This window comes from Micromonospora sp. bgisy143, from assembly GCF_057708145.1.
Window position 1 is genome coordinate 145995 of the sequence record NZ_JBYIRN010000015.1, and the last position, 18122, is coordinate 164116.

Annotated in this window: 32 protein-coding genes; all 32 read right to left on the minus strand. The window is 68.1% G+C overall.

Annotation, left to right across the window (positions count from 1 at the left end; genetic code table 11):
* Window positions 1-43: 43 nt before the first annotated feature.
* The gene (gene rplQ, locus AC3EN4_RS18920; RefSeq protein ID WP_435207153.1) at window positions 44-604 is read right to left on the minus strand and encodes a 50S ribosomal protein L17; all 561 of its coding nucleotides are present in this window, start codon (window positions 602-604) and stop codon (window positions 44-46) included.
* 34 nt (window positions 605-638) lie between these two features.
* Window positions 639-1661: a DNA-directed RNA polymerase subunit alpha gene (locus tag AC3EN4_RS18925; RefSeq protein WP_007465227.1), complete on the minus strand. Its 1023-nt coding sequence runs from the start codon at window positions 1659-1661 to the stop codon at window positions 639-641.
* 97 nt (window positions 1662-1758) lie between these two features.
* Entirely contained in the window at window positions 1759-2385 is a 627-nt protein-coding gene (rpsD, locus tag AC3EN4_RS18930) for a 30S ribosomal protein S4 (RefSeq protein ID WP_088987589.1), read from the minus strand.
* 13 nt (window positions 2386-2398) lie between these two features.
* Complete coding sequence (gene rpsK, locus AC3EN4_RS18935; RefSeq protein WP_007073011.1) at window positions 2399-2806, minus strand: 30S ribosomal protein S11; 408 nt, start codon at window positions 2804-2806, stop codon at window positions 2399-2401.
* A gap of 87 nt (window positions 2807-2893) precedes the next feature.
* Complete coding sequence (rpsM, locus tag AC3EN4_RS18940; RefSeq protein ID WP_007465236.1) at window positions 2894-3274, minus strand: 30S ribosomal protein S13; 381 nt, start codon at window positions 3272-3274, stop codon at window positions 2894-2896.
* Between the two features lie 268 nt (window positions 3275-3542).
* A complete protein-coding gene (gene rpmJ / locus AC3EN4_RS18945; RefSeq protein WP_012184307.1) occupies window positions 3543-3656 on the minus strand; it encodes a 50S ribosomal protein L36 in 114 nt (37 codons plus the stop codon).
* A 91-nt stretch (window positions 3657-3747) separates the two neighbouring features.
* Window positions 3748-3969, minus strand: a complete 222-nt coding sequence (infA, locus tag AC3EN4_RS18950) for a translation initiation factor IF-1 (RefSeq protein WP_007073013.1) — start codon at window positions 3967-3969, stop codon at window positions 3748-3750.
* 274 nt (window positions 3970-4243) lie between these two features.
* Complete coding sequence (locus tag AC3EN4_RS18955; protein WP_435207160.1) at window positions 4244-4819, minus strand: DUF1707 SHOCT-like domain-containing protein; 576 nt, start codon at window positions 4817-4819, stop codon at window positions 4244-4246.
* A gap of 244 nt (window positions 4820-5063) precedes the next feature.
* Window positions 5064-5915 (minus strand): type I methionyl aminopeptidase, encoded by an 852-nt coding sequence (map, locus tag AC3EN4_RS18960; RefSeq protein ID WP_422736959.1) that lies wholly within the window; start codon window positions 5913-5915, stop codon window positions 5064-5066.
* Between the two features lie 87 nt (window positions 5916-6002).
* Window positions 6003-6656, minus strand: a complete 654-nt coding sequence (locus tag AC3EN4_RS18965) for an adenylate kinase (RefSeq protein WP_088950228.1) — start codon at window positions 6654-6656, stop codon at window positions 6003-6005.
* Window positions 6657-7985 (minus strand): preprotein translocase subunit SecY, encoded by a 1329-nt coding sequence (secY, locus tag AC3EN4_RS18970; RefSeq protein WP_422736960.1) that lies wholly within the window; start codon window positions 7983-7985, stop codon window positions 6657-6659.
* 232 nt (window positions 7986-8217) lie between these two features.
* Window positions 8218-8661, minus strand: coding sequence for a 50S ribosomal protein L15 (gene rplO / locus AC3EN4_RS18975; protein WP_422736961.1), 444 nt, complete (start codon window positions 8659-8661; stop codon window positions 8218-8220).
* Entirely contained in the window at window positions 8661-8843 is a 183-nt protein-coding gene (gene rpmD / locus AC3EN4_RS18980) for a 50S ribosomal protein L30 (RefSeq protein ID WP_030329904.1), read from the minus strand. Before rpmD ends, rplO begins: the two co-directional genes overlap by 1 nt.
* Window positions 8843-9457, minus strand: a complete 615-nt coding sequence (rpsE, locus tag AC3EN4_RS18985; protein WP_013288621.1) for a 30S ribosomal protein S5 — start codon at window positions 9455-9457, stop codon at window positions 8843-8845. Before rpsE ends, rpmD begins: the two co-directional genes overlap by 1 nt.
* A 33-nt stretch (window positions 9458-9490) precedes the next feature.
* The gene (rplR, locus tag AC3EN4_RS18990; RefSeq protein WP_088998360.1) at window positions 9491-9880 is read right to left on the minus strand and encodes a 50S ribosomal protein L18; all 390 of its coding nucleotides are present in this window, start codon (window positions 9878-9880) and stop codon (window positions 9491-9493) included.
* Entirely contained in the window at window positions 9877-10419 is a 543-nt protein-coding gene (rplF, locus tag AC3EN4_RS18995; protein ID WP_422736962.1) for a 50S ribosomal protein L6, read from the minus strand. Before rplF ends, rplR begins: the two co-directional genes overlap by 4 nt.
* Window positions 10420-10435: 16 nt before the next feature.
* A complete protein-coding gene (rpsH, locus tag AC3EN4_RS19000; RefSeq protein ID WP_422736963.1) occupies window positions 10436-10843 on the minus strand; it encodes a 30S ribosomal protein S8 in 408 nt (135 codons plus the stop codon).
* A gap of 115 nt (window positions 10844-10958) precedes the next feature.
* Window positions 10959-11144, minus strand: coding sequence for a type Z 30S ribosomal protein S14 (locus tag AC3EN4_RS19005; RefSeq protein ID WP_007073023.1), 186 nt, complete (start codon window positions 11142-11144; stop codon window positions 10959-10961).
* Window position 11145: 1 nt separating this feature from the next.
* Window positions 11146-11712: a 50S ribosomal protein L5 gene (gene rplE, locus AC3EN4_RS19010; RefSeq protein WP_088987580.1), complete on the minus strand. Its 567-nt coding sequence runs from the start codon at window positions 11710-11712 to the stop codon at window positions 11146-11148.
* Window positions 11712-12032, minus strand: coding sequence for a 50S ribosomal protein L24 (gene rplX, locus AC3EN4_RS19015; protein ID WP_007465276.1), 321 nt, complete (start codon window positions 12030-12032; stop codon window positions 11712-11714). The genes rplE and rplX overlap by 1 nt, the downstream gene beginning before the upstream one ends.
* Window positions 12029-12397 (minus strand): 50S ribosomal protein L14, encoded by a 369-nt coding sequence (gene rplN, locus AC3EN4_RS19020; RefSeq protein ID WP_007073026.1) that lies wholly within the window; start codon window positions 12395-12397, stop codon window positions 12029-12031. Before rplN ends, rplX begins: the two co-directional genes overlap by 4 nt.
* Before the next feature lie 97 nt (window positions 12398-12494).
* Window positions 12495-12773, minus strand: a complete 279-nt coding sequence (rpsQ, locus tag AC3EN4_RS19025) for a 30S ribosomal protein S17 (RefSeq protein ID WP_355050759.1) — start codon at window positions 12771-12773, stop codon at window positions 12495-12497.
* The gene (gene rpmC / locus AC3EN4_RS19030; RefSeq protein WP_007465283.1) at window positions 12770-13006 is read right to left on the minus strand and encodes a 50S ribosomal protein L29; all 237 of its coding nucleotides are present in this window, start codon (window positions 13004-13006) and stop codon (window positions 12770-12772) included. Before rpmC ends, rpsQ begins: the two co-directional genes overlap by 4 nt.
* A complete protein-coding gene (rplP, locus tag AC3EN4_RS19035; protein WP_073834927.1) occupies window positions 13006-13431 on the minus strand; it encodes a 50S ribosomal protein L16 in 426 nt (141 codons plus the stop codon). The genes rpmC and rplP overlap by 1 nt, the downstream gene beginning before the upstream one ends.
* Window positions 13432-13434: 3 nt before the next feature.
* The gene (gene rpsC / locus AC3EN4_RS19040; protein WP_091402401.1) at window positions 13435-14304 is read right to left on the minus strand and encodes a 30S ribosomal protein S3; all 870 of its coding nucleotides are present in this window, start codon (window positions 14302-14304) and stop codon (window positions 13435-13437) included.
* A complete protein-coding gene (gene rplV / locus AC3EN4_RS19045) occupies window positions 14304-14762 on the minus strand; it encodes a 50S ribosomal protein L22 (RefSeq protein ID WP_089018943.1) in 459 nt (152 codons plus the stop codon). The genes rpsC and rplV overlap by 1 nt, the downstream gene beginning before the upstream one ends.
* A gap of 41 nt (window positions 14763-14803) precedes the next feature.
* The gene (gene rpsS / locus AC3EN4_RS19050; protein ID WP_007465299.1) at window positions 14804-15085 is read right to left on the minus strand and encodes a 30S ribosomal protein S19; all 282 of its coding nucleotides are present in this window, start codon (window positions 15083-15085) and stop codon (window positions 14804-14806) included.
* Window positions 15086-15097: 12 nt separating this feature from the next.
* Window positions 15098-15937 carry a 50S ribosomal protein L2 gene (rplB, locus tag AC3EN4_RS19055; RefSeq protein WP_013288631.1) on the minus strand — a complete coding sequence of 280 codons (840 nt, stop codon included), beginning with the start codon at window positions 15935-15937 and terminating at the stop codon, window positions 15098-15100.
* 12 nt (window positions 15938-15949) lie between these two features.
* The gene (gene rplW / locus AC3EN4_RS19060; RefSeq protein WP_088998352.1) at window positions 15950-16252 is read right to left on the minus strand and encodes a 50S ribosomal protein L23; all 303 of its coding nucleotides are present in this window, start codon (window positions 16250-16252) and stop codon (window positions 15950-15952) included.
* Window positions 16249-16899, minus strand: a complete 651-nt coding sequence (gene rplD / locus AC3EN4_RS19065) for a 50S ribosomal protein L4 (RefSeq protein WP_357126515.1) — start codon at window positions 16897-16899, stop codon at window positions 16249-16251. Before rplD ends, rplW begins: the two co-directional genes overlap by 4 nt.
* Entirely contained in the window at window positions 16896-17561 is a 666-nt protein-coding gene (rplC, locus tag AC3EN4_RS19070) for a 50S ribosomal protein L3 (protein WP_422736964.1), read from the minus strand. The genes rplD and rplC overlap by 4 nt, the downstream gene beginning before the upstream one ends.
* An 11-nt stretch (window positions 17562-17572) precedes the next feature.
* On the minus strand, window positions 17573-17881 hold the full coding sequence (gene rpsJ, locus AC3EN4_RS19075; protein WP_007073037.1) for a 30S ribosomal protein S10: 309 nt from the start codon (window positions 17879-17881) through the stop codon (window positions 17573-17575).
* Window positions 17882-18122: the final 241 nt, after the last annotated feature.

Here is an 18122-nt window from a genome sequence, read left to right on the forward strand (position 1 = left end):
GACACCCCGAAAGGGGTGCCGGGCCCGCACTGATGCCCGAAGGTCAGGCCTTGTTCTCCTCGGTGGCGAGGTCGCTGTCCTCGCGCGCCTCGGCGGTGTCGCCGGAGGCCGACACCGGTGCCTCGGAGTCCTGGTCGACGTCGGTCGACTTCGGAGCGTCCTCGGCCGGGGCGAGCGCCTCGACCTTGTCCTGCTGCGCGGCCTTGCGGGCGGCGGTCTTCTTGTTCGCCTTCGGCTCGGCGACCTGAAGCTCCTCCACCAGCTCGATGATCGCCATCGGAGCGGCGTCACCCTTGCGCGGACCGGTCTTCACGATCCGGGTGTAACCGCCGGGGCGGTTCGCGTACCGGGGCGCGATCTGGTCGAACAGGGCGTAGACCACGTCCTTGTCCTTGACGACGCCCAGCACCCGGCGGCGCGAGGCGAGGTCGCCACGCTTGGCCTTGGTGATGAGCTGCTCGGCCAGCGGACGCAGCCGCCGGGCCTTCGTCTCGGTGGTCTGGATCTTGCCGTGCTGGAACAGCGCGGTGGCCAGGTTGGCCAGCATCAGCCGCTCGTGCGAGGGGCTGCCGCCGAGGCGGGGGCCCTTGGTGGGCGTGGGCATTTTTGGTGCTCCTCAGTTGTGGCGGCAGCGCGGACTAGAGCTGCTCGGTCTCGCGGTAGTCGTCGGTGTCGTAGTCGGCCTCGCCGAAGGTGTCCACGACGTGCGCCGGGTCGAAGTTCGGAGCCGAGTCCTTCAGCCCGAGACCCATCCCGGCGAGCTTCATCTTGACCTCGTCGATCGACTTCTGACCGAAGTTGCGGATGTCGAGGAGGTCGGCCTCGGTACGCCCGATGAGCTCACCAACGGAGTTGATGCCCTCGCGCTTGAGGCAGTTGTAGGAGCGGACGGTGAGGTCCAGCTCCTCGATCGGCAGAGCGAGGTCCGCCGCCAGCTGGGCGTCCTGCGGGGACGGCCCGATGTCGATGCCCTCAGCCGTCTCGTCCAGCTCACGAGCCAGACCGAACAGCTCCACCAGCGTCGAGCCGGCGGAGGCCAGCGCGGTACGCGGGCCCATCGACGGCTTGGTCTCGACGTCGATGATCAGCCGGTCGAAGTCGGTGCGCTGCTCGACACGGGTCGCCTCGACGCGGTAGGTCACCTTCAGCACCGGCGAGTAGATCGAGTCGACCGGGATGCGGCCGATCTCGGCGCCGGACTGCTTGTTCTGGGCGGCCGTCACGTAGCCCCGGCCCCGCTCGACGGTCAGCTCCATGTCGAGCCGGCCCTTGCCGTTCAGGGTCGCGAGCTTGAGGTCCGGGTTGTGCACCGAGACGCCGGCCGGGGGCTGGATGTCGCCCGCGGTCACGTCGCCCGGGCCCTGCTTGCGCAGGTACATGCTGACCGGCTCGTCGTGCTCGGAGCTGACGCACAGCTCCTTGATGTTCATGACGAGCTCGACCACGTCCTCCTTGACACCGGGGATCGTGGTGAACTCGTGCAGCACGCCGTCGATCTTGATCGAGGTGACCGCCGCACCCGGGATCGACGACAGCAGCGTACGCCGCAGCGAGTTGCCCAGGGTGTAGCCGAAGCCCGGCTCCAGCGGCTCGATGGCGAACCGCGACCGGGTCTCGTTGATCGACTCCTCGGAGAGGGAGGGTCGCTGGCTGATGAGCATCTTTTCTCTTCTCTTCCGGGACGCCCGCTATTTGACGTCCACGACACAAACTGTCCGGTGGCCCGCCCGAGCGGGCGGGCCACCGCAACGAGCCCGACTACTTGGAGTAGAGCTCGACGATCAGCTGCTCCTGGACCTGCGTGTCGATGACCTGCCGGGCCGGGAGGGAGTGCACGAGCACCTTCATCTGGCTGGGGATGGCCTCCAGCCAGGCCGGCACCGTCTTCGAACCGGCCTGAGCCTGCGCCACCACGAACGGGGTGAGCTCCTTGCTCTTGCCCCGGACCTCGATGATGTCGTGCTCCTTGACGCGGTACGACGGGATGTCGACCTTCTTGCCGTTCACCGTGAAGTGACCGTGCTTCACCAGCTGGCGGGCCATGTCCCGCGAGTGGGCGAAGCCGGCCCGGTAAACGACGTTGTCCAGCCGCGACTCGAGGATCTGCAGGAGGACCTCACCGGTCTTGGCCTGCTTGCCGACGGCTTCCTCGTAGTAGCCACGGAACTGCTTCTCCAGCACGCCGTAGACGCGGCGGGCCTTCTGCTTCTCGCGGAGCTGGAGCAGGTACTCCGTCTCCTTGGTACGGCCGCGGCCGTGCTGCCCGGGCGGGAACGGCCGGGACTCGAACGGGCACTTCGGGCCATCGCACTTGCTGCCCTTGAGGAACAGCTTCATCTTCTCCCGCCGGCAACGGCGGCAGTCAGCACCGGTGTAACGAGCCATCTCTCTCTACCTCTCAGACCCGACGACGCTTCGGCGGACGGCAACCGTTGTGCGGCTGCGGGGTGACGTCGGAGATCTGCCCGACCTCGAGGCCCACGGCCTGCAGCGAACGGATGGCGGTCTCCCGGCCGGAGCCGGGGCCCTTGACGAACACGTCGACCTTGCGCATGCCGTGCTCCATGGCCCGACGCGCGGCGGCCTCGGCGGCCAGCTGCGCGGCGAACGGAGTCGACTTGCGGGAGCCCTTGAAGCCCACCTGGCCCGCGGAGGCCCAGGAGATGACCGCACCGGTCGGGTCCGTGATGGACACGATGGTGTTGTTGAAGGTGCTCTTGATGTGCGCCTGCCCGTGGGCGACGTTCTTGCGTTCCTTGCGCCGGACCTTCTTGACAGCGGCTCCGGCACGAGCCTTCGGTGGCATAAGTCTGTGCGCTCCTAGTTGACATTCCGGAACCGGTTGCGGCCTGGCCTACCTCGACGGCGGCCGGCTGGAGTTCCGGTTCAGGAATTACTTCTTGCCGGGCTTCTTCTTGCCGGCGACGGTCCGCTTCGGGCCCTTGCGGGTCCGGGCGTTGGTCTTGGTCCGCTGGCCACGCACGGGCAGGCCCCGGCGGTGCCGGATGCCGGCGTAGCAGCCGATCTCGACCTTGCGGCGGATGTCAGCGGCGACCTCGCGGCGCAGGTCACCTTCAACCTTGTAGTTGCCCTCGATGTGGTCGCGGAGCTGCACGAGCTCCTCGTCCGTGAGGTCCCGAGCGCGCTTGTCCGGCGAGATGCCGGTGGCGGCGAGCGTCTCCAGGGCGCGGGTACGACCGACCCCGAAGATGTAGGTGAGCGCGATCTCCATCCGCTTCTCGCGGGGGAGATCCACGCCGACTAGACGTGCCATGTGCGGGCGTACTCCTTGTGATGTGTGGCGGAGGTGTGGACCCGTCCCACCCCGCTACCGGCCGTCCCGTCTTTCCGACGCGGTGAGCGCCGGCGACCGGGATCGGTCGCTGCCCGAGCGGGCCCCGGCCTCCGACCGGGGGTCAGCCACGAAGGGAGTACGTCTTCACGTACCACTCGCGGCTGGGACGAGCATGTGTGATGTGTGTGTCGCTGAGGAACCGCGCGGACCGACGCCACCCGACCGTGTTCCGGCCGGACGGAATGAGTCAGCCCTGGCGCTGCTTGTGGCGCGGGTCGGTGCAGATGACCATGACCCGGCCGTGCCGGCGGATAACCCGGCACTTGTTGCAGATCCTCTTGACGCTCGGCTTGACCTTCACGGTTGCCTTACTTCCCATCTGGCCCGGCAACGCGCCATGCGCGAGACCGGACGTCGAAGACGGACACGGGACTTCCCGGCCGTCGTCAGGACTACTTGTAGCGGTAGACGATGCGCCCGCGGGTCAGGTCGTACGGCGAGAGTTCGACGACGACCCGGTCCTCCGGCAGGATGCGGATGTAGTGCTGCCGCATCTTGCCGCTGATGTGAGCCAACACCTTGTGGCCGTTCGCGAGCTCCACCCGGAACATGGCGTTCGGCAGGGGCTCGATGACCCGACCCTCGATCTCAATGGCTCCGTCTTTTTTCGGCATGTCCTCCGCTGTCCTGACGTCGATTGCACCGGGCGACCCACAACGTCTTACACGGAAATCTGACTGGAATCAGAAGACCGCGCCAGCCGCGGCTCCAGCTCCCACCGAAGCGCAGGGTGGGCATGCGGGAGTGGACGCTGTGCGCCGATCTGAAAGTGTACGCCGGCCAGCCGCCCGCCGCCAAACCACCCACCCCGCTCCCCCTCAACCCCCGCCCCGCTCCCGTTGATCATGAAGTTATTGCCCTCGATCACGGCGTGTCGTGACAACAACTTCATGATCGCCGCGGGGTTCGGGGATCAGGCGGTTGTGGGGGATCGTCTGATTCGGCGGCGCGCAGTTCGCGCCGGCGCTCGCGCTTGGCCCGCTTGCGTTGGCGGCGGCGCTCGCGCTCACGTGCCTGGCGTCGGGGCTCTCCCCCGGTCAGACCGGCGACGGTACGCACCACCAGCACCGCACCCCACGGCCCGGCCACCCAGATCGGCCAGAAGTAGAGCAGTTCCGTGCTGAGCAGGGACGTCACCGCCCAGATGGTCACCACGATGGCGACCACCCGCAGGTACGGCAGCCAGACCTCGGCCAGCCACCGGGCGGTCGACCCGCGCATACCGACGGCGTCCGGCCCGCCCCCGGAGGCGACCGGCACCTCGGCGGCCGGCGCCAGGGCCGAGCGCTGCGCGGGCGTCACCGGAGGCAGATCGGTCAGCAGCACGTCCAACTCGCCGTACGTGCGCGCGGCATAGGCCCGCTGCAACCGCTCGTCGTACTCGTGCAGGTCCAGACGGCCCTCGTTGAGCGCCACCCGCAGCCGCTCGGCAACGGTCTCCCGGTCCGCGTCCGCCGCCCGCATCTCGTCGCGCCCGTCCATGCCGGCAAGCATGCCACCGCCCCGCCAATCCGTCCCGTCCCGGACGCCTTGCCCTTGATCGACTCGACCTCCGGGCGATCGGGGTGTCCATGGGCGTGGGACAGGGCGACCTACCGGAACCGAGTCGACCAACCGCCACGACGCGGCCCACCCCGGCCTCGCCTGACCGGCCGGCTCGGCAGGACCGGTCAGGGGGTGGTGGAGGCGGCCGGCTCGGCGGGACCGGTCAGGGGGTGGTGGAGGCGGCCGGCTGCCGGGCGGTCACCAGGTCGCCCAGGCGGGCGCGGCCCCCGTCGAACGCGGTGAGCACCCAGACGCCGTCCGGCAGCAGCGCCATCGAGTGCTCGACGTGCGCCGCGATCGAGCCGTCCCGGGTGACGACCGTCCAGCCGTCGGCCAGTTCGACGGTACGCGGCGAGGCCATCGTGATCATCGGCTCGATCGCCAGCGCCATGCCCGGGACCAGGCGCGGCCCCTTGCCCGGCCGGCCGTGGTTGAGCACGTGCGGGTCCTGGTGCATCTCGGTGCCGATACCGTGCCCGCCGTACCCGTCGACGATGCCGTACCGGCCGCCCTTGCGGACCGCGCTCTCCACGGCGTGCGAGATGTCGGTGAGCCGGCCCTTACCGCTGGCCGCGCCACGGGCAGCGGCGGCGATGCCGGCCCACATGGCGTCCTCGGCGACCTCGGCCATCTTCAGCAGCGCCGGGTCGACCTCGCCGACCCCGACGGTGATCGCCGAGTCGCCGTGCCACCCGTTCAACACCGCGCCACAGTCGATCGAGATGAGATCGCCCTCGACGAGCACCTGGTTCGGCGAGGGGATGGCGTGCACGATCTGCTCGTTCACCGAGGAGCAGATCGACGCGGGGAAGCCGTGGTACCCCTTGAACGACGGGACGGCACCCGCCTCACGGATCGTCGACTCGGCGATGGCGTCCAGATCGGCGGTGCTCACGCCGGGTGCCACGGCCTCACGCATCCGGCGCAGAGCCTCGGCGACCACGAGCCCGGCCGCGCGCATCTTCTCGATCTGGTCAGGGGTCTTCAGCTGGATGTCCAGCTGGGGACGACGCATGGAGCGATTACCTTTCGTGGCCGTTCAGCGGGGCACGTCGCGCGTACCCCGCTGTTCGCACTCTATCCGCCGCAGCGCGGCCGGACCTCAGCCGCCGTACGACCGCAGCGCGTCGATGGCCCGGGTCGTGACGTCCTCCACCGGGCCGGTGGCGTCGATCCCGACGAGCTTGCCCTGGGCGCCGTAGTAGTCGACCAGGGGGGCGGTCTTCTCGCTGTACTCCCGCAGGCGGGTGGCGATGGTCTCCGGCTTGTCGTCGTCGCGCTGGAACAGCTCGGCGCCGCACCGATCGCAGATGCCCGGACGGGTGGTGGCGTCGAACTCGACGTGCCAGATCTTGCCGCAGCCCCGGCAGGTGCGCCGGCCGGACAGCCGCCGGATCACCTCGTCGTCGTCGACCACCAGCTCGAGGACCAGGTCCAGAGCGGTGCCCAGGTCAGCGAGGAGCTTGTCCAGGGCGGCCGCCTGCGGAGTGGTCCGCGGGAAGCCGTCGAGGAGGAAGCCCTCGCTGGCGTCGGGCTCGGCGAGCCGATCCCGGACCATGTTGATGGTGACCTCGTCCGGAACCAGCTCGCCCGCGTCCATGTAGCGCTTCGCCTCGACACCGAGCGGCGTGCCCTGGGTGACGTTCGACCGGAAGATGTCCCCGGTCGAAATCTTGGGCACCGAGAGGTGCGCGGCGATGAACTCGGCCTGTGTGCCTTTGCCCGCGCCCGGCGGGCCAACCAGAACGAGTCTCATCTACCGCAGGAACCCTTCGTAGTTCCGCTGCATGAGTTGGCTCTCGATCTGCTTCACGGTCTCCAGACCGACGCCGACCATGATGAGCACAGCGGTGCCACCGAACGGGAAGTTCTGGTACTGCTGGTTGTCCAGCCAGATGAAGAAGAAGTTCGGCAGGATCGAGATGACGCCCAGGTAGAGCGCGCCCGGCAGGGTGATCCGGCTGAGGATGAAGTCCAGGTAGTCGGCGGTCGGCTTGCCCGGACGGATGCCCGGCACGAACCCGCCGTACTTCTTCATGTTGTCCGCGACCTCGGTCGGGTTGAACGTGATCGACACGTAGAAGTACGTGAAGAAGATGATCAACAGGAAGTAGACCGTGATGTAGATCGGGCTGCTCGGGTTGACCAGGTTGTTCTGGATCCAGGCCTGGACCTTGCCCGGGTCGTTCTGGTCGAAGAACTGCAGGGCCAGCTGCGGCAGGTAGAGCAGCGACGAGCCGAAGATGACCGGGATCACACCCGCCTGGTTGACCTTGAGCGGGATGTAGGTCGAGGTGCCGCCGTACATCCGCCGGCCGATCATCCGCTTGGCGTACTGCACCGGAATGCGGCGCTGCGCCTGCTCGATGAAGGTGACCGCGGTGATGACCACCAGGACCAGCGCGATGACCAGGGCGAACATGTCCCAGCCCTTGCTGGTCTTGATCTGCCAGCCCTCGCTGGGCAGGCGGGCCGCGATCGAGGTGAAGATCAGGACGGACATGCCGTTGCCGACGCCGCGGTCGGTGATCAGCTCGCCCAGCCACATGACCATGCCGGTGCCGGCGGTCATCGTGATCACCAGGACGGACAGGGTCAGCCAGTCCGGGATGCCGGTGCCCTCGGGGATGATCGGGAACTGGTCGCAGCGGTTCTGGAACAGCTGGCCGGAACGGGCCAGGGCCACGAACGCCGACGCCTGCAGCACACCGAGACCCAGGGTCAGGTAGCGCGTGTACTGGGTGATCTTCGCCTGGCCGGCCTGGCCCTCCTTGCGGAGCTGCTCGAGGCGCGGGATCACGACGGTCAGCAGCTGCAGGATGATCGACGCGGTGATGTAGGGCATGATGCCCAGCGCGAAGACCGAGAGCTGGAGCAGCGCTCCGCCGGAGAAGAGGTTGAGCAGATTCAGCGGGCCCGTCGTGTCGCCCGAGATGGAGTCGAGGCACTTCTGCACGTTGCCGTACGAGACGCCGGGGCTGGGCAGCGTGGCACCCAGCCGGTAGACCGCGATGATGCCTACTGTGAACAGCAGCTTCTTGCGCAGGTCAGGCGTACGGAACGCACTGAGAAAGGCGGACAGCAACTTCTTCCTCCTGCGCGAGGCGGGCCGCCGGTGATCCCTGGCGGGTCGGGGTGCATCCCGGGCGAGTGCCCGGAATCCATGGCTGGGATGGGACTCTAACAGCCCCGTCCCGCTCCGGGCAGGTGTGCCCGGCTACATAAACCGATTCCGATATTACCGGGCGCTCAGGCCCCAGGCAGACCTAGGCGCCCGCCAGTTGCTCACAACTGGACGGGCGCCGAGGTCGTACGCCTTACAGCTCGGTGACAGAGCCACCGGCGGCGGCGATCTTCTCCTTGGCCGACGCGCTGAACGCGTGCGCCGACACCTGGAGCGCCACCCCACCGAGATCCCCGGTGCCGAGGACCTTGACCGGCTGGCCCTTGCGGACCGCGCCGGCCTCGACCAGCTCGAGCGGGCCGACCTGGCCGCCGTTCGGGAACAGCTCGGCGAGCCGGTCCAGGTTGACCACCTGGAAGACCACCTTGAACCTGTTCTTGAAGCCCTTCATCTTCGGCAGACGCATGTGGATGGGCATCTGCCCACCCTCGAACGCCGCCGAGATGTTCTTGCGGGCCTTGGAGCCCTTCGTACCGCGACCGGCGGTCTTGCCCTTGGAGCCCTCACCGCGACCCACACGGGTCTTCGCGGTCTTGGCACCGGGCGCCGGACGCAGGTGGTGCACCTTGATCGTCATTACTCGACCTCCTCGACCTTCACGAGGTGGTTGACCGTGAAGATCATGCCGCGGATCTCGGGCCGGTCCTCCTTGACCACCACGTCGTTGATCCGCTTGAGACCGAGCGAACGCAGCGAGTCACGCTGGTTCTGCTTGGTCCCGATACCGGACCGGAGCTGGGTGACCTTCAGGCGTGCCATCAGGACGCCACCCCCGCCCGCGACGCCAGCATGGCGGCCGGCGCGACGTCCTCCACCGGCAGACCACGACGCGCCGCGACCTGCTCGGGGGACTCAAGCCCCTTCAGGGCCGCCACGGTGGCGTGCACGATGTTGATCGGGTTGGACGAGCCGAGGCTCTTGGAGAGCACGTCGTGGATACCGGCGCACTCCAGCACGGCACGCACCGGACCACCGGCGATGACACCCGTACCGGCCGAGGCCGGCTTGAGCAGCACGACGCCGGCGGCGTCCTCACCCGTCACCGGGTGCGGGATCGACTGACCGATCCGCGGGACCTTGAAGAAGTGCTTCTTGGCCTCCTCGACACCCTTGGCGATCGCCGCGGGCACCTCCTTGGCCTTTCCGTAGCCCACGCCGACCGTGCCGTCGCCGTCGCCCACGATCACCAGGGCGGTGAAGCTGAAGCGACGACCACCCTTCACGACCTTGGCGACGCGGTTGATCGCGACGACCCGCTCAAGGTGCGGGGTCTTCTCGACGGGCGCGTTTCCGCGGCCGCCCTCACGGCGGTTGTCGCGGCGACCACCCTCGTTGCCACCGGACCCGCCGCCACGGCGCTGTTGACCTGGCATCAGCAGCCTTCCTTATCTCTCGTGACGGGGTTGTTAGAACTCGAGCCCGGCTTCGCGGGCGGCGTCGGCAAGCGCGGCGACCCGCCCCGCGTACCGGTTGCCACCGCGGTCGAAGACGACCTTGGAGACGCCGGCGGCCTTGGCCCGCTCGGCGAGCAGGGCGCCCACCTTGCCGGCGAGGGCGCTCTTGTCGCCCTCCGTGCCGCGCAGCGAGGCGTCCAGGGTCGACGCCGACGCCAGGGTGTGACCCTTGGTGTCGTCGACGATCTGGGCGACGATGTGCCGCAGCGAACGGGTGACGACCAGGCGCGGACGCTCGGCCGTACCGCTGACGTTCTTGCGGACGCGGAAGTGCCGACGCGCACGCCCAACGGCGCGCTTGGCGGCGACGCCGCGGCGGCGCTTGAGCAGCGTGGCGCTCACTTCTTACCTGCCTTTCCAGCCTTGCGGCGGATGACCTCGCCCTGGTACTTCACGCCCTTGCCCTTGTAGGGCTCCGGCGGACGGATCTTCCGGATGTTGGCGGCGACCTCACCGACCTGCTGCTTGTCGATGCCGGCCACGTGGAACAGGGTCGGCCGCTCCACCGTGAAGGTGATGCCCGCCGGGGCGGGAACGACCACCGGGTGCGAGAACCCGAGCGCGAACTCGAGGTCCGAACCCTTGGCGGTGACCCGGTAACCGGTACCGGCGATCTCCAGGCTCTTACGGTAGCCCTCGGTCACGCCGACGATCATGTTGGCGACCAGGGTACGGCTCAGGCCGTGCAGCTCCTTGGCCTTGCGCTCGTCGTTCGGGCGGTTGACGTTCAGCTGCCCGTCCTCGCCACGCTCGATCGTGATCGGCTCGGCGATGGTGTGCTGGAGCTCGCCCTTCGGGCCCTTGACCTTGACGGTCTGCCCGTCGATCGTGATGTCGACGCCGGATGGCACCGGGATCGACTTACGTCCAATTCGCGACATTTCTACCAGTCTCCCGTTACCAGACGAAGGCGAGGACTTCCCCGCCAACACTCCGCTTGCGGGCCTGCCGGTCGGTCAGCAGCCCCTGGGACGTCGAAATGATCGCCACGCCCAGCCCACCGAGCACCCGCGGGAGCCCGTCCGACTTGGCGTACACCCGGAGACCGGGCTTGGACACGCGCTTGATGCCGGCCAGGCTCCGCTCCCGGTTCTGGCCGTACTTGAGCTCGACGACCAGTCGCTTGCCGACGGCACCCTCCTCGGGCTCCTCGACCGACCAGGTGGAGATGTAACCCTCGGCCTTCAGGACCTCGGCGATGTTCGCCTTGATCTTGGAGTAGGGCATCTTCACCTGATCGTGGTACGCCTGGTTGGCGTTACGCAGACGCGTGAGCATGTCTGCGATCGGGTCGGTCATCGTCATGGATTTCGTCAGCCTTTCTCGCCGGGGTTCCCGGGGCATCAGCCCCGGGCCTACGGCGAAGAGCAATACCTAATCGGTGCAGGAGTTCCCGGCCGGAGCCGGGACGCGGTCGCCCTTACCAGGAAGCCTTGGACACACCCGGCAGCTCACCGCGGTGGGCCATCTCCCGGATGCAGACCCGGCAGAGCCCGAACTTGCGGTAGACCGCCTTCGGACGCCCGCACCGCTGGCAGCGGGTGTACGCGCGAACCGAGAACTTCGGCTTCGCGGCCGCCTTGAGGATCAGCGCCTTCTTGGCCATCTCAGTTCTCCTTGAACGGGAAGCCCAGGAGCTTGAGCAGCGCCCGGCCCTCGTCGTCGGTCGTAGCGGTGGTGACCACCGTGATGTCCATGCCCCGCTGGCGATCGATCTTGTCCTGGTCGATCTCGTGGAACACCGACTGCTCGGTCAGACCGAACGTGTAGTTGCCGTGCCCGTCCAGCTTGCGTCCGTCCAGACCGCGGAAGTCGCGGATACGCGGCAGCGCGATGGACAGCAGCCGGTCCAGGAACTCCCACATGCGGTCGCCGCGGAGGGTCACCTTCGCGCCGATCGGCATGCCCTCGCGGAGCTTGAACTGCGCGATGGACTTGGTCGCCCGCCGCACCTGCGGCTTCTGGCCGGTGATCGTGGCGAGGTCGCGGACCGCGCCATCGATCAGCTTGGCGTCGCGAGCGGCCTCGCCGACACCCATGTTGACGACGATCTTGACCAGCCGCGGCACCTGCATGGGGTTGCCGTAGCTGTGCTGCTCACGCAGCTGGGCCACGATCTCGTTGCGGTACCGCTCCTTGAGGCGCGGCATGGTCTTTTCGGTAGCCGTGGTCATCACAGGTCCTTACCGGTGCTACGCGCGATGCGGACCTTCTGGCCGTTGTCGTCGATCCGGTAACCGACGCGGGTCGGCTTGCCGTCGGAGTCCAGGACCTGCACGTTCGAGACGTGGATCGGGGCCTCCTGGGTGACGATGCCGCCGGTCTTGGCGCCACGCTGGGTGGTGCTGATGCGGGTGTGCTTCTTGACCCGGTTCACGCCCTCGACAAGGACCTTGTCCTGCCGCGGGTAGGCCGCGATGACCTTGCCCTTGGCGCCCTTGTCCTTGCCGGCGATGACGACGACCGTGTCGCCCTTCTTGACCTTCACGGTCACAACACCTCCGGCGCGAGGGAAATGATCTTCATGAACCGCTTGTCCCGCAGCTCCCGGCCCACCGGGCCGAAGATACGGGTACCGCGCGGGTCCCCACCGTCCTTGATGATGACGGCGGCGTTCTCGTCGAAGCGGATGTACGAGCCGTCCGGCCGCCGCTTCTCCTTGGCCGTGCGAACGACGACCGCCTTGACGACGTCGCCCTTCTTCACACCGGCACCCGGGATCGCGTCCTTGACCGTGGCCACGATGACGTCGCCGATGCTCGCGTAGCGCCGACCGGAGCCACCGAGAACCCGGATGCACAGGATTTCCCGAGCACCCGTGTTGTCGGCGACGCGCAGTCGCGACTCCTGCTGAATCACGTCTATCTCCTATGTCTGCCGGTTCTCCGGCCGCCGTGGCGGCCGGAGCCTGGCGGAACCTACGCCCGACGCAACGCCGGGCGAGCTCGAGCCTTCGCTACTTGGCCTTTTCCAGGATCTCCACGATCCGCCAACGCTTGGTGGCGCTCAGCGGCCGGGTCTCCATGATCAGGACCCGGTCGCCGGTGCCAGCGGCGTTCTGCTCGTCGTGCACCTTCAGCTTGCTGGTACGACGCATGATCTTGCCGTACAGCGCGTGCCGAACCCGGTCCTCGACCTCGACCACGACGGTCTTGTCCATCTTGTCGCTGACCACCAGGCCCTCGCGAACCTTACGGCGCGCGCGGGTGGCGTCGGCGGTGGTGTTCTCGGTCATGATGCAGTCACCTCAGTCGGCGCGGCCGAGAGCCCCAGCTCGCGCTCGCGCATGATCGTGTAGATCCGGGCGATCTCCCGACGGATGACCTGCAGCCGCCGGTTGTTGTCCAGCTGCCCGGTTGCGGCCTGCACGCGGAGGTTGAACAGCTCCGCCTTGGCCTCCCGCAGCTTCGTGACCAGCTCCTCCTCGGAGAGCTCACGCAGCTCGGTCGCCTTAACGCCCGCTGCCATCAGGATTCACCCACTTCGCGCGTAACAATGCGGCACTTCATCGGGAGCTTGTGGATCGCGCGACGCATGGCCTCACGCGCGATCTGCTCGTTGGGGAACGACATCTCGAAGAGAACCCGTCCCGGCTTGACGTTGGCGACCCACCACTCGGGCGAACCCTTACCGGAACCCATCCGGGTCTCGGCAGGCTTCTTGGTGAGGGCCTGGTCCGGGAAGATCGTGATCCAGACCTTGCCGCCACGCTTGATGTGACGGGTCATCGCGATACGCGCCGACTCGATCTGGCGGTTGGTCACGTACGCCGGCTCGAGAGCCTGGATCCCGAACTCGCCGAACACCACCCGGTTACCACCCTTGGACGCGCCGTGGCGGTCCGGGTGGTGCGGCTTGCGGAAGCCCTTCGGGGGCTTGCGCGGCATCAGCATCTGTCAGCCCTCCTGCTGCGTTTCTGCCGGAGCAGCAGTGGCCGCGACAGCAGCGCTGTCGACCGGCTCGCCGCTCGGCGTCTCGGCCTGCTGCGCGATGGTGGTCGCAGCAGCCCGACCGGCCTCGGTGCCACCAGCCGTGGTGCCGGATGAACCCGACCGGCCACGGCGCGGACGCTCGGGACGGTCGCCGCGCTCACCACGACGCGGGCGGGACGGACCGGCCTCGGCCGGAGCCTCCCGGCCCGGGACGGCGTCGCCCTTGTAGATCCAGACCTTCACGCCGATCCGGCCGAACGTGGTACGGGCCTCGAAGAAGCCGTACTCGATGTTGGCCCGCAGCGTGTGCAGCGGAACCCGGCCCTCACGGTAGAACTCGGTCCGGCTCATCTCGGCGCCGCCGAGGCGACCCGAAACCTGAACCCGGATGCCCTTGCAGACCGGGTTCTTCATGGCCGACTGCATGGCCTTGCGCATCGCCCGACGGAAGCTGACCCGGCTGGACAGCTGCTCGGCCACGCCCTGCGCGACGAGCTGAGCGTCCGACTCGGGGTTCTTCACCTCGATGATGTTCAGCTGGACCTGCTTGCCGGTGAGCTTCTCCAGCTCGCCGCGGATCCGGTCGGCCTCCGCACCCTTACGGCCGATGACGATGCCCGGCCGGGCGGTGTGGATGTCGACGCGGACGCGGTCGCGGGTGCGCTCGATGTCGACCTTGGAGATCCCGGCACGCTCGAGGCCCTTGGACATCATGCGGCGGATCTTGACATCCTCGCCGATGTAGTCCTTGTAGAGCTTGTCCGCGAACCAGCGGGACTTCCAGTCGGTCGAGATGCCGAGCCGGAACCCAGTGGGGTGAACCTTCTGACCCATTACTCGGCGTCCTCCGTCTTGCTCTGCGCTTCGGCCGGTGCGGCCTGCGTGGCCGGGGCGGCCTTCTTCGCCGCGGCCTTCCTCGGCGCTGCCGGCGCGACCGCCTCGACCGCCACGGTGATGTGGCAGGTGCGCTTGCGGATCCGGTACGCCCGACCCTGCGCCCGCGGCTGGAACCGCTTCATCGTCGGGCCCTCGTCCACGAACGCCTCGCTGACGAGCAGCGCGTCGGGGTCCAGCCGCTCGTTGTTCTCCGCGTTGGCGATCGCGCTAGCGAGCACCTTGTACACCTGCTCGCTCGCAGCCTGCGGCGCGAACTGCAGCACCGTGAGAGCCTCCTTCGCGGGCAGGCCGCGGACGAGGTTGACCACCCGGCGCGCCTTCATCGGCGAGATGCGCACGTGCCGCGCAACCGCCCGCGCGCCCGGAAGCACCGGAGCGTCGCCCTTTCCTGGCATCGCTGTAACCCCTTGTTCCCTCTATCCGTATGCCCGCGGCGTCAGCGCCGACGGCTCTTCCGGTCGTCCTTCTCGTGACCCTTGAACGTGCGGGTCAGCGCGAACTCGCCGAGCTTGTGCCCGACCATCGCCTCGGTCACGAAAACCGGGACGTGCTTGCGTCCGTCGTGCACGGCGATCGTGTGACCCAGCATCTCCGGGATGATCGTCGAGCGCCGCGACCAGGTCTTGATCACGTTCTTGGAGCCCTTGTCGTTCTGGACCTCCACCTTCTTGAGCAGGTGGTCGTCGACGAACGGGCCCTTCTTCAGGCTGCGAGGCATGTCTTATCTCCCTCAGCCGCGCTTACGCGTGGCGTAGCGACGGCGGACGATCAGCCGGTCACTCGGCTGGCCCTTACGGCGGGTGCGGCCCTCGGGCTTACCCTGCGGGTTGACCGGGTGGCGACCACCGGAGGTCTTACCCTCACCACCACCGTGCGGGTGGTCGACCGGGTTCATGGCGACACCACGGACGGTCGGGCGCTTGCCCTTCCACCGCATACGGCCGGCCTTACCCCAGTTGATGTTCGACTGGTCGGCGTTGCCGATCTCGCCGATGCTGGCGCGGCAGCGCACGTCCACACGCCGGATCTCGCCGGACGGCATACGCAGGGTCGCGTACGCGCCCTCGCGGCCGAGCAGCTGGATGCCGACGCCGGCGGAGCGGGCGAGCTTGGCGCCGCCGCCCGGACGCAGCTCCACGTTGTGGATCGTGGTACCGACCGGGATGTTGCGCAGCGGCAGGTTGTTACCCGGCTTGATGTCGGCGCCCGGACCGGACTCGACGCGGTCGCCCTGCTTCAGGTCCTTCGGCGCGATGATGTACCGCTTCTCGCCGTCGGCGTAGTGCAGCAGCGCGATGCGCGCGGTGCGGTTCGGGTCGTACTCGATGTGAGCGACCTTCGCCGGCACGCCGTCCTTGTCGACCCGCTTGAAGTCGATCAGACGGTACTGGCGCTTGTGACCGCCACCGTGGTGCCGCGTGGTGATCCGGCCGTGGGCGTTACGCCCGCCCTTCTTCGGCAGCGGAGCCAGCAGCGACTTCTCCGGCGTGGACCGGGTGATCTCGGCGAAGTCGGCGACGCTGGAGCCACGACGGCCCGGCGTCGTCGGCTTGTACTTACGGATAGCCATTGTCTACACCCCTCAGCTGACCGGGCCGCCGAAGGCCTCGATACGGTCACCGTCAGCCAGCTTCACGATCGCCCGCTTGGTCGCCTTGCGCTGACCGAAGCCGGTCTTGGTGCGCTTGCGCTTGCCCTGGCGGTTGAGCGTGTTGACCGTCAGGACGCGGACGTCGAAGATCTGCTGGATAGCGATCTTGATCTCGGTCTTGTTCGCGTCCGGGTGCACCAGGAAGGTGTACCAGTTCCGGTTCAGCTCGCTGTAGCTCTTCTCCGAGACGACCGGCGCCACGATGATGTCGCGCGGGTCGGCGATCGTGCTCACTTGCCACCCTCCTCGGTGGTCTCGGCGGGCACGCCCAGGAACTCGTCCAGGGCGTCCTTGGTGAAGACCACGTCGTCGGCCACCAGCACGTCGTACGTGTTCAGCTGGCCGGACTCGATCAGGTGCACCCGCGGCTCGTTGCGCAGCGACACCCAGTTCAGCTCGTCGGTGCTGCTCAGCACGACGAGGACCCGACGGGCCTCGGTGAGCTTGGCCAGCGTGGCCAGAGCGGCCTTGGTCGACGGCTTCTCGCCCGAGACGAACGCCTCGACGACGTGCACCTGCCCGGCGCGGGCCCGGTCGGAGAGGGCACCCCGCAGCGCGGCGGCCTTCATCTTCTTCGGGGTCCGCTGGCTGTAGTCGCGCGGCACGGGACCGTGCACCACGCCACCGCCGGCGAACTGCGGCGCGCGGATCGAGCCCTGCCGGGCGCGACCGGTGCCCTTCTGCTTGTACGGCTTCTTGCCGCCACCGGCGACCTCGCCGCGGGTCTTGGCCTTGTGCGTGCCCTGTCGGGCCGCCGCGAGCTGGGCCACCACGACCTGGTGCATCAGCGCGACGTTGGCCTGCACGTCGAAGATGTCCGCCGGCAGCTCGACCGAGCCGCTGGTGGTGCCTTCGACGGTGCGCACGTCAACGGTGGTCACTTGGCCGCACCGCCCTTCTTCACCTTGCTCTTGGCCGCGGTACGGACCAGAACGAGCGCGCCCTTGGGACCAGGAATGGCACCCCGGACGAGCAGCAGGTTGTTCTCGGTGTCGACCGCCTGAACGGTGAGGTTCTGCACGGTGTAGCGCACGCCACCCATGCGGCCGGCCATCCGGGTGCCCTTGAAGACACGACCCGGGGTGGCGCAGGCGCCGATGGAGCCGGGCGAGCGGTGCTTGCGCTCGACACCGTGGCTGGCGCGCAGACCGTGGAAGCCGTGCCGCTTCATCGGGCCGGCGTAGCCCTTGCCCTTGGTCTTGCCGGTGACGTCGATGGTGACGCCGACCGGGAACTCCTCGACCGTGACCTCCTGGCCGAGCGAGTACTCCGACGCGTCCGTGGTGCGCAGCTCGACGATGTGCCGGCGCGGCGCCACGTCCGCCTTCGCGTAGTGCCCGCTGACCGGCTTCTTGACCTTGCGCGGGTCGATCGTGCCGTACGCCAGCTGGACCGCGGAGTAACCGTCCTTCTCGGCGCTACGAACCTGGCTGATGACGCACGGGCCGGCCTCGACCACGGTCACGGGAACAACCTTGTTGTTGTCCCAGACCTGGGTCATGCCGAGCTTGGCGCCCAGGATCCCCTTGACTTGCCTGTCCATTTGTCCGGTCCCTACAGCTTGATCTCGATGTCGACGCCAGCCGGCAGGTCGAGGCGCATGAGCGAGTCGACCGTCTTCGGGGTCGGGTCGATGATGTCGATCAGCCGCTTGTGCGTGCGCATCTCGAAGTGCTCGCGCGAGTCCTTGTACTTGTGCGGCGAGCGGATAACGCAGAAACGGTTGATCTCCGTGGGCAGCGGCACCGGGCCCGCGACCTGCGCCCCGGTACGCGTCACCGTCTCGACGATCTTCCGAGCCGAGGAGTCGACGACCTCGTGGTCATAGGCCTTGAGCCGGATGCGGATCTTCTGTCCCGCCATGGTGGCTTCTGTTCCTTCTCTCGATGCCGCTGTGTTGCGGGCGCCTGTACCGGCTGGTACAGGCCCACTTCGCCGACCCCCGCGGTCGGGCGTGTCGCGCCCTCGGGCCAGGCTCCGCCCCGTCGTTCCGGAGTGGTGCTGACCACGCGGTGGGTCAAGGCGCCGATCGCATTACCGCGACCTGGACGCCGCGCGAGGGTGGTTGGTGGGTCGCCGCCAACCCCCCCCCCCTCTACCGTCT

Excerpts from the sequence above, each read along its gene's own strand:
- rplQ (WP_435207153.1), bottom strand. The coding sequence starts at position 604 with ATGCCCACGCCCACCAAGGGCCCCCGCCTCGGCGGCAGCCCCTCGCAC.
- AC3EN4_RS18925 (WP_007465227.1), bottom strand. The coding sequence starts at position 1,661 with ATGCTCATCAGCCAGCGACCCTCCCTCTCCGAGGAGTCGATCAACGAG.
- rpsD (WP_088987589.1), bottom strand. The coding sequence starts at position 2,385 with ATGGCTCGTTACACCGGTGCTGACTGCCGCCGTTGCCGGCGGGAGAAG.
- rpsK (WP_007073011.1), bottom strand. The coding sequence starts at position 2,806 with ATGCCACCGAAGGCTCGTGCCGGAGCCGCTGTCAAGAAGGTCCGGCGC.
- rpsM (WP_007465236.1), bottom strand. The coding sequence starts at position 3,274 with ATGGCACGTCTAGTCGGCGTGGATCTCCCCCGCGAGAAGCGGATGGAG.
- infA (WP_007073013.1), bottom strand. The coding sequence starts at position 3,969 with ATGCCGAAAAAAGACGGAGCCATTGAGATCGAGGGTCGGGTCATCGAG.
- AC3EN4_RS18955 (WP_435207160.1), bottom strand. The coding sequence starts at position 4,819 with ATGCGGGCGGCGGACGCGGACCGGGAGACCGTTGCCGAGCGGCTGCGG.
- map (WP_422736959.1), bottom strand. The coding sequence starts at position 5,915 with ATGCGTCGTCCCCAGCTGGACATCCAGCTGAAGACCCCTGACCAGATC.
- AC3EN4_RS18965 (WP_088950228.1), bottom strand. The coding sequence starts at position 6,656 with ATGAGACTCGTTCTGGTTGGCCCGCCGGGCGCGGGCAAAGGCACACAG.
- rplO (WP_422736961.1), bottom strand. The coding sequence starts at position 8,661 with ATGACGATCAAGGTGCACCACCTGCGTCCGGCGCCCGGTGCCAAGACC.
- rpmD (WP_030329904.1), bottom strand. The coding sequence starts at position 8,843 with ATGGCACGCCTGAAGGTCACCCAGCTCCGGTCCGGTATCGGGACCAAG.
- rpsE (WP_013288621.1), bottom strand. The coding sequence starts at position 9,457 with ATGCCAGGTCAACAGCGCCGTGGCGGCGGGTCCGGTGGCAACGAGGGT.
- rplF (WP_422736962.1), bottom strand. The coding sequence starts at position 10,419 with ATGTCGCGAATTGGACGTAAGTCGATCCCGGTGCCATCCGGCGTCGAC.
- rpsH (WP_422736963.1), bottom strand. The coding sequence starts at position 10,843 with ATGACGATGACCGACCCGATCGCAGACATGCTCACGCGTCTGCGTAAC.
- AC3EN4_RS19005 (WP_007073023.1), bottom strand. The coding sequence starts at position 11,144 with ATGGCCAAGAAGGCGCTGATCCTCAAGGCGGCCGCGAAGCCGAAGTTC.
- rplE (WP_088987580.1), bottom strand. The coding sequence starts at position 11,712 with ATGACCACGGCTACCGAAAAGACCATGCCGCGCCTCAAGGAGCGGTAC.
- rpsQ (WP_355050759.1), bottom strand. The coding sequence starts at position 12,773 with ATGACCGAGAACACCACCGCCGACGCCACCCGCGCGCGCCGTAAGGTT.
- rpmC (WP_007465283.1), bottom strand. The coding sequence starts at position 13,006 with ATGGCAGCGGGCGTTAAGGCGACCGAGCTGCGTGAGCTCTCCGAGGAG.
- rplP (WP_073834927.1), bottom strand. The coding sequence starts at position 13,431 with ATGCTGATGCCGCGCAAGCCCCCGAAGGGCTTCCGCAAGCCGCACCAC.
- rpsC (WP_091402401.1), bottom strand. The coding sequence starts at position 14,304 with ATGGGTCAGAAGGTTCACCCCACTGGGTTCCGGCTCGGCATCTCGACC.
- rplV (WP_089018943.1), bottom strand. The coding sequence starts at position 14,762 with ATGCCAGGAAAGGGCGACGCTCCGGTGCTTCCGGGCGCGCGGGCGGTT.
- rpsS (WP_007465299.1), bottom strand. The coding sequence starts at position 15,085 with ATGCCTCGCAGCCTGAAGAAGGGCCCGTTCGTCGACGACCACCTGCTC.
- rplB (WP_013288631.1), bottom strand. The coding sequence starts at position 15,937 with ATGGCTATCCGTAAGTACAAGCCGACGACGCCGGGCCGTCGTGGCTCC.
- rplC (WP_422736964.1), bottom strand. The coding sequence starts at position 17,561 with ATGGACAGGCAAGTCAAGGGGATCCTGGGCGCCAAGCTCGGCATGACC.
- rpsJ (WP_007073037.1), bottom strand. The coding sequence starts at position 17,881 with ATGGCGGGACAGAAGATCCGCATCCGGCTCAAGGCCTATGACCACGAG.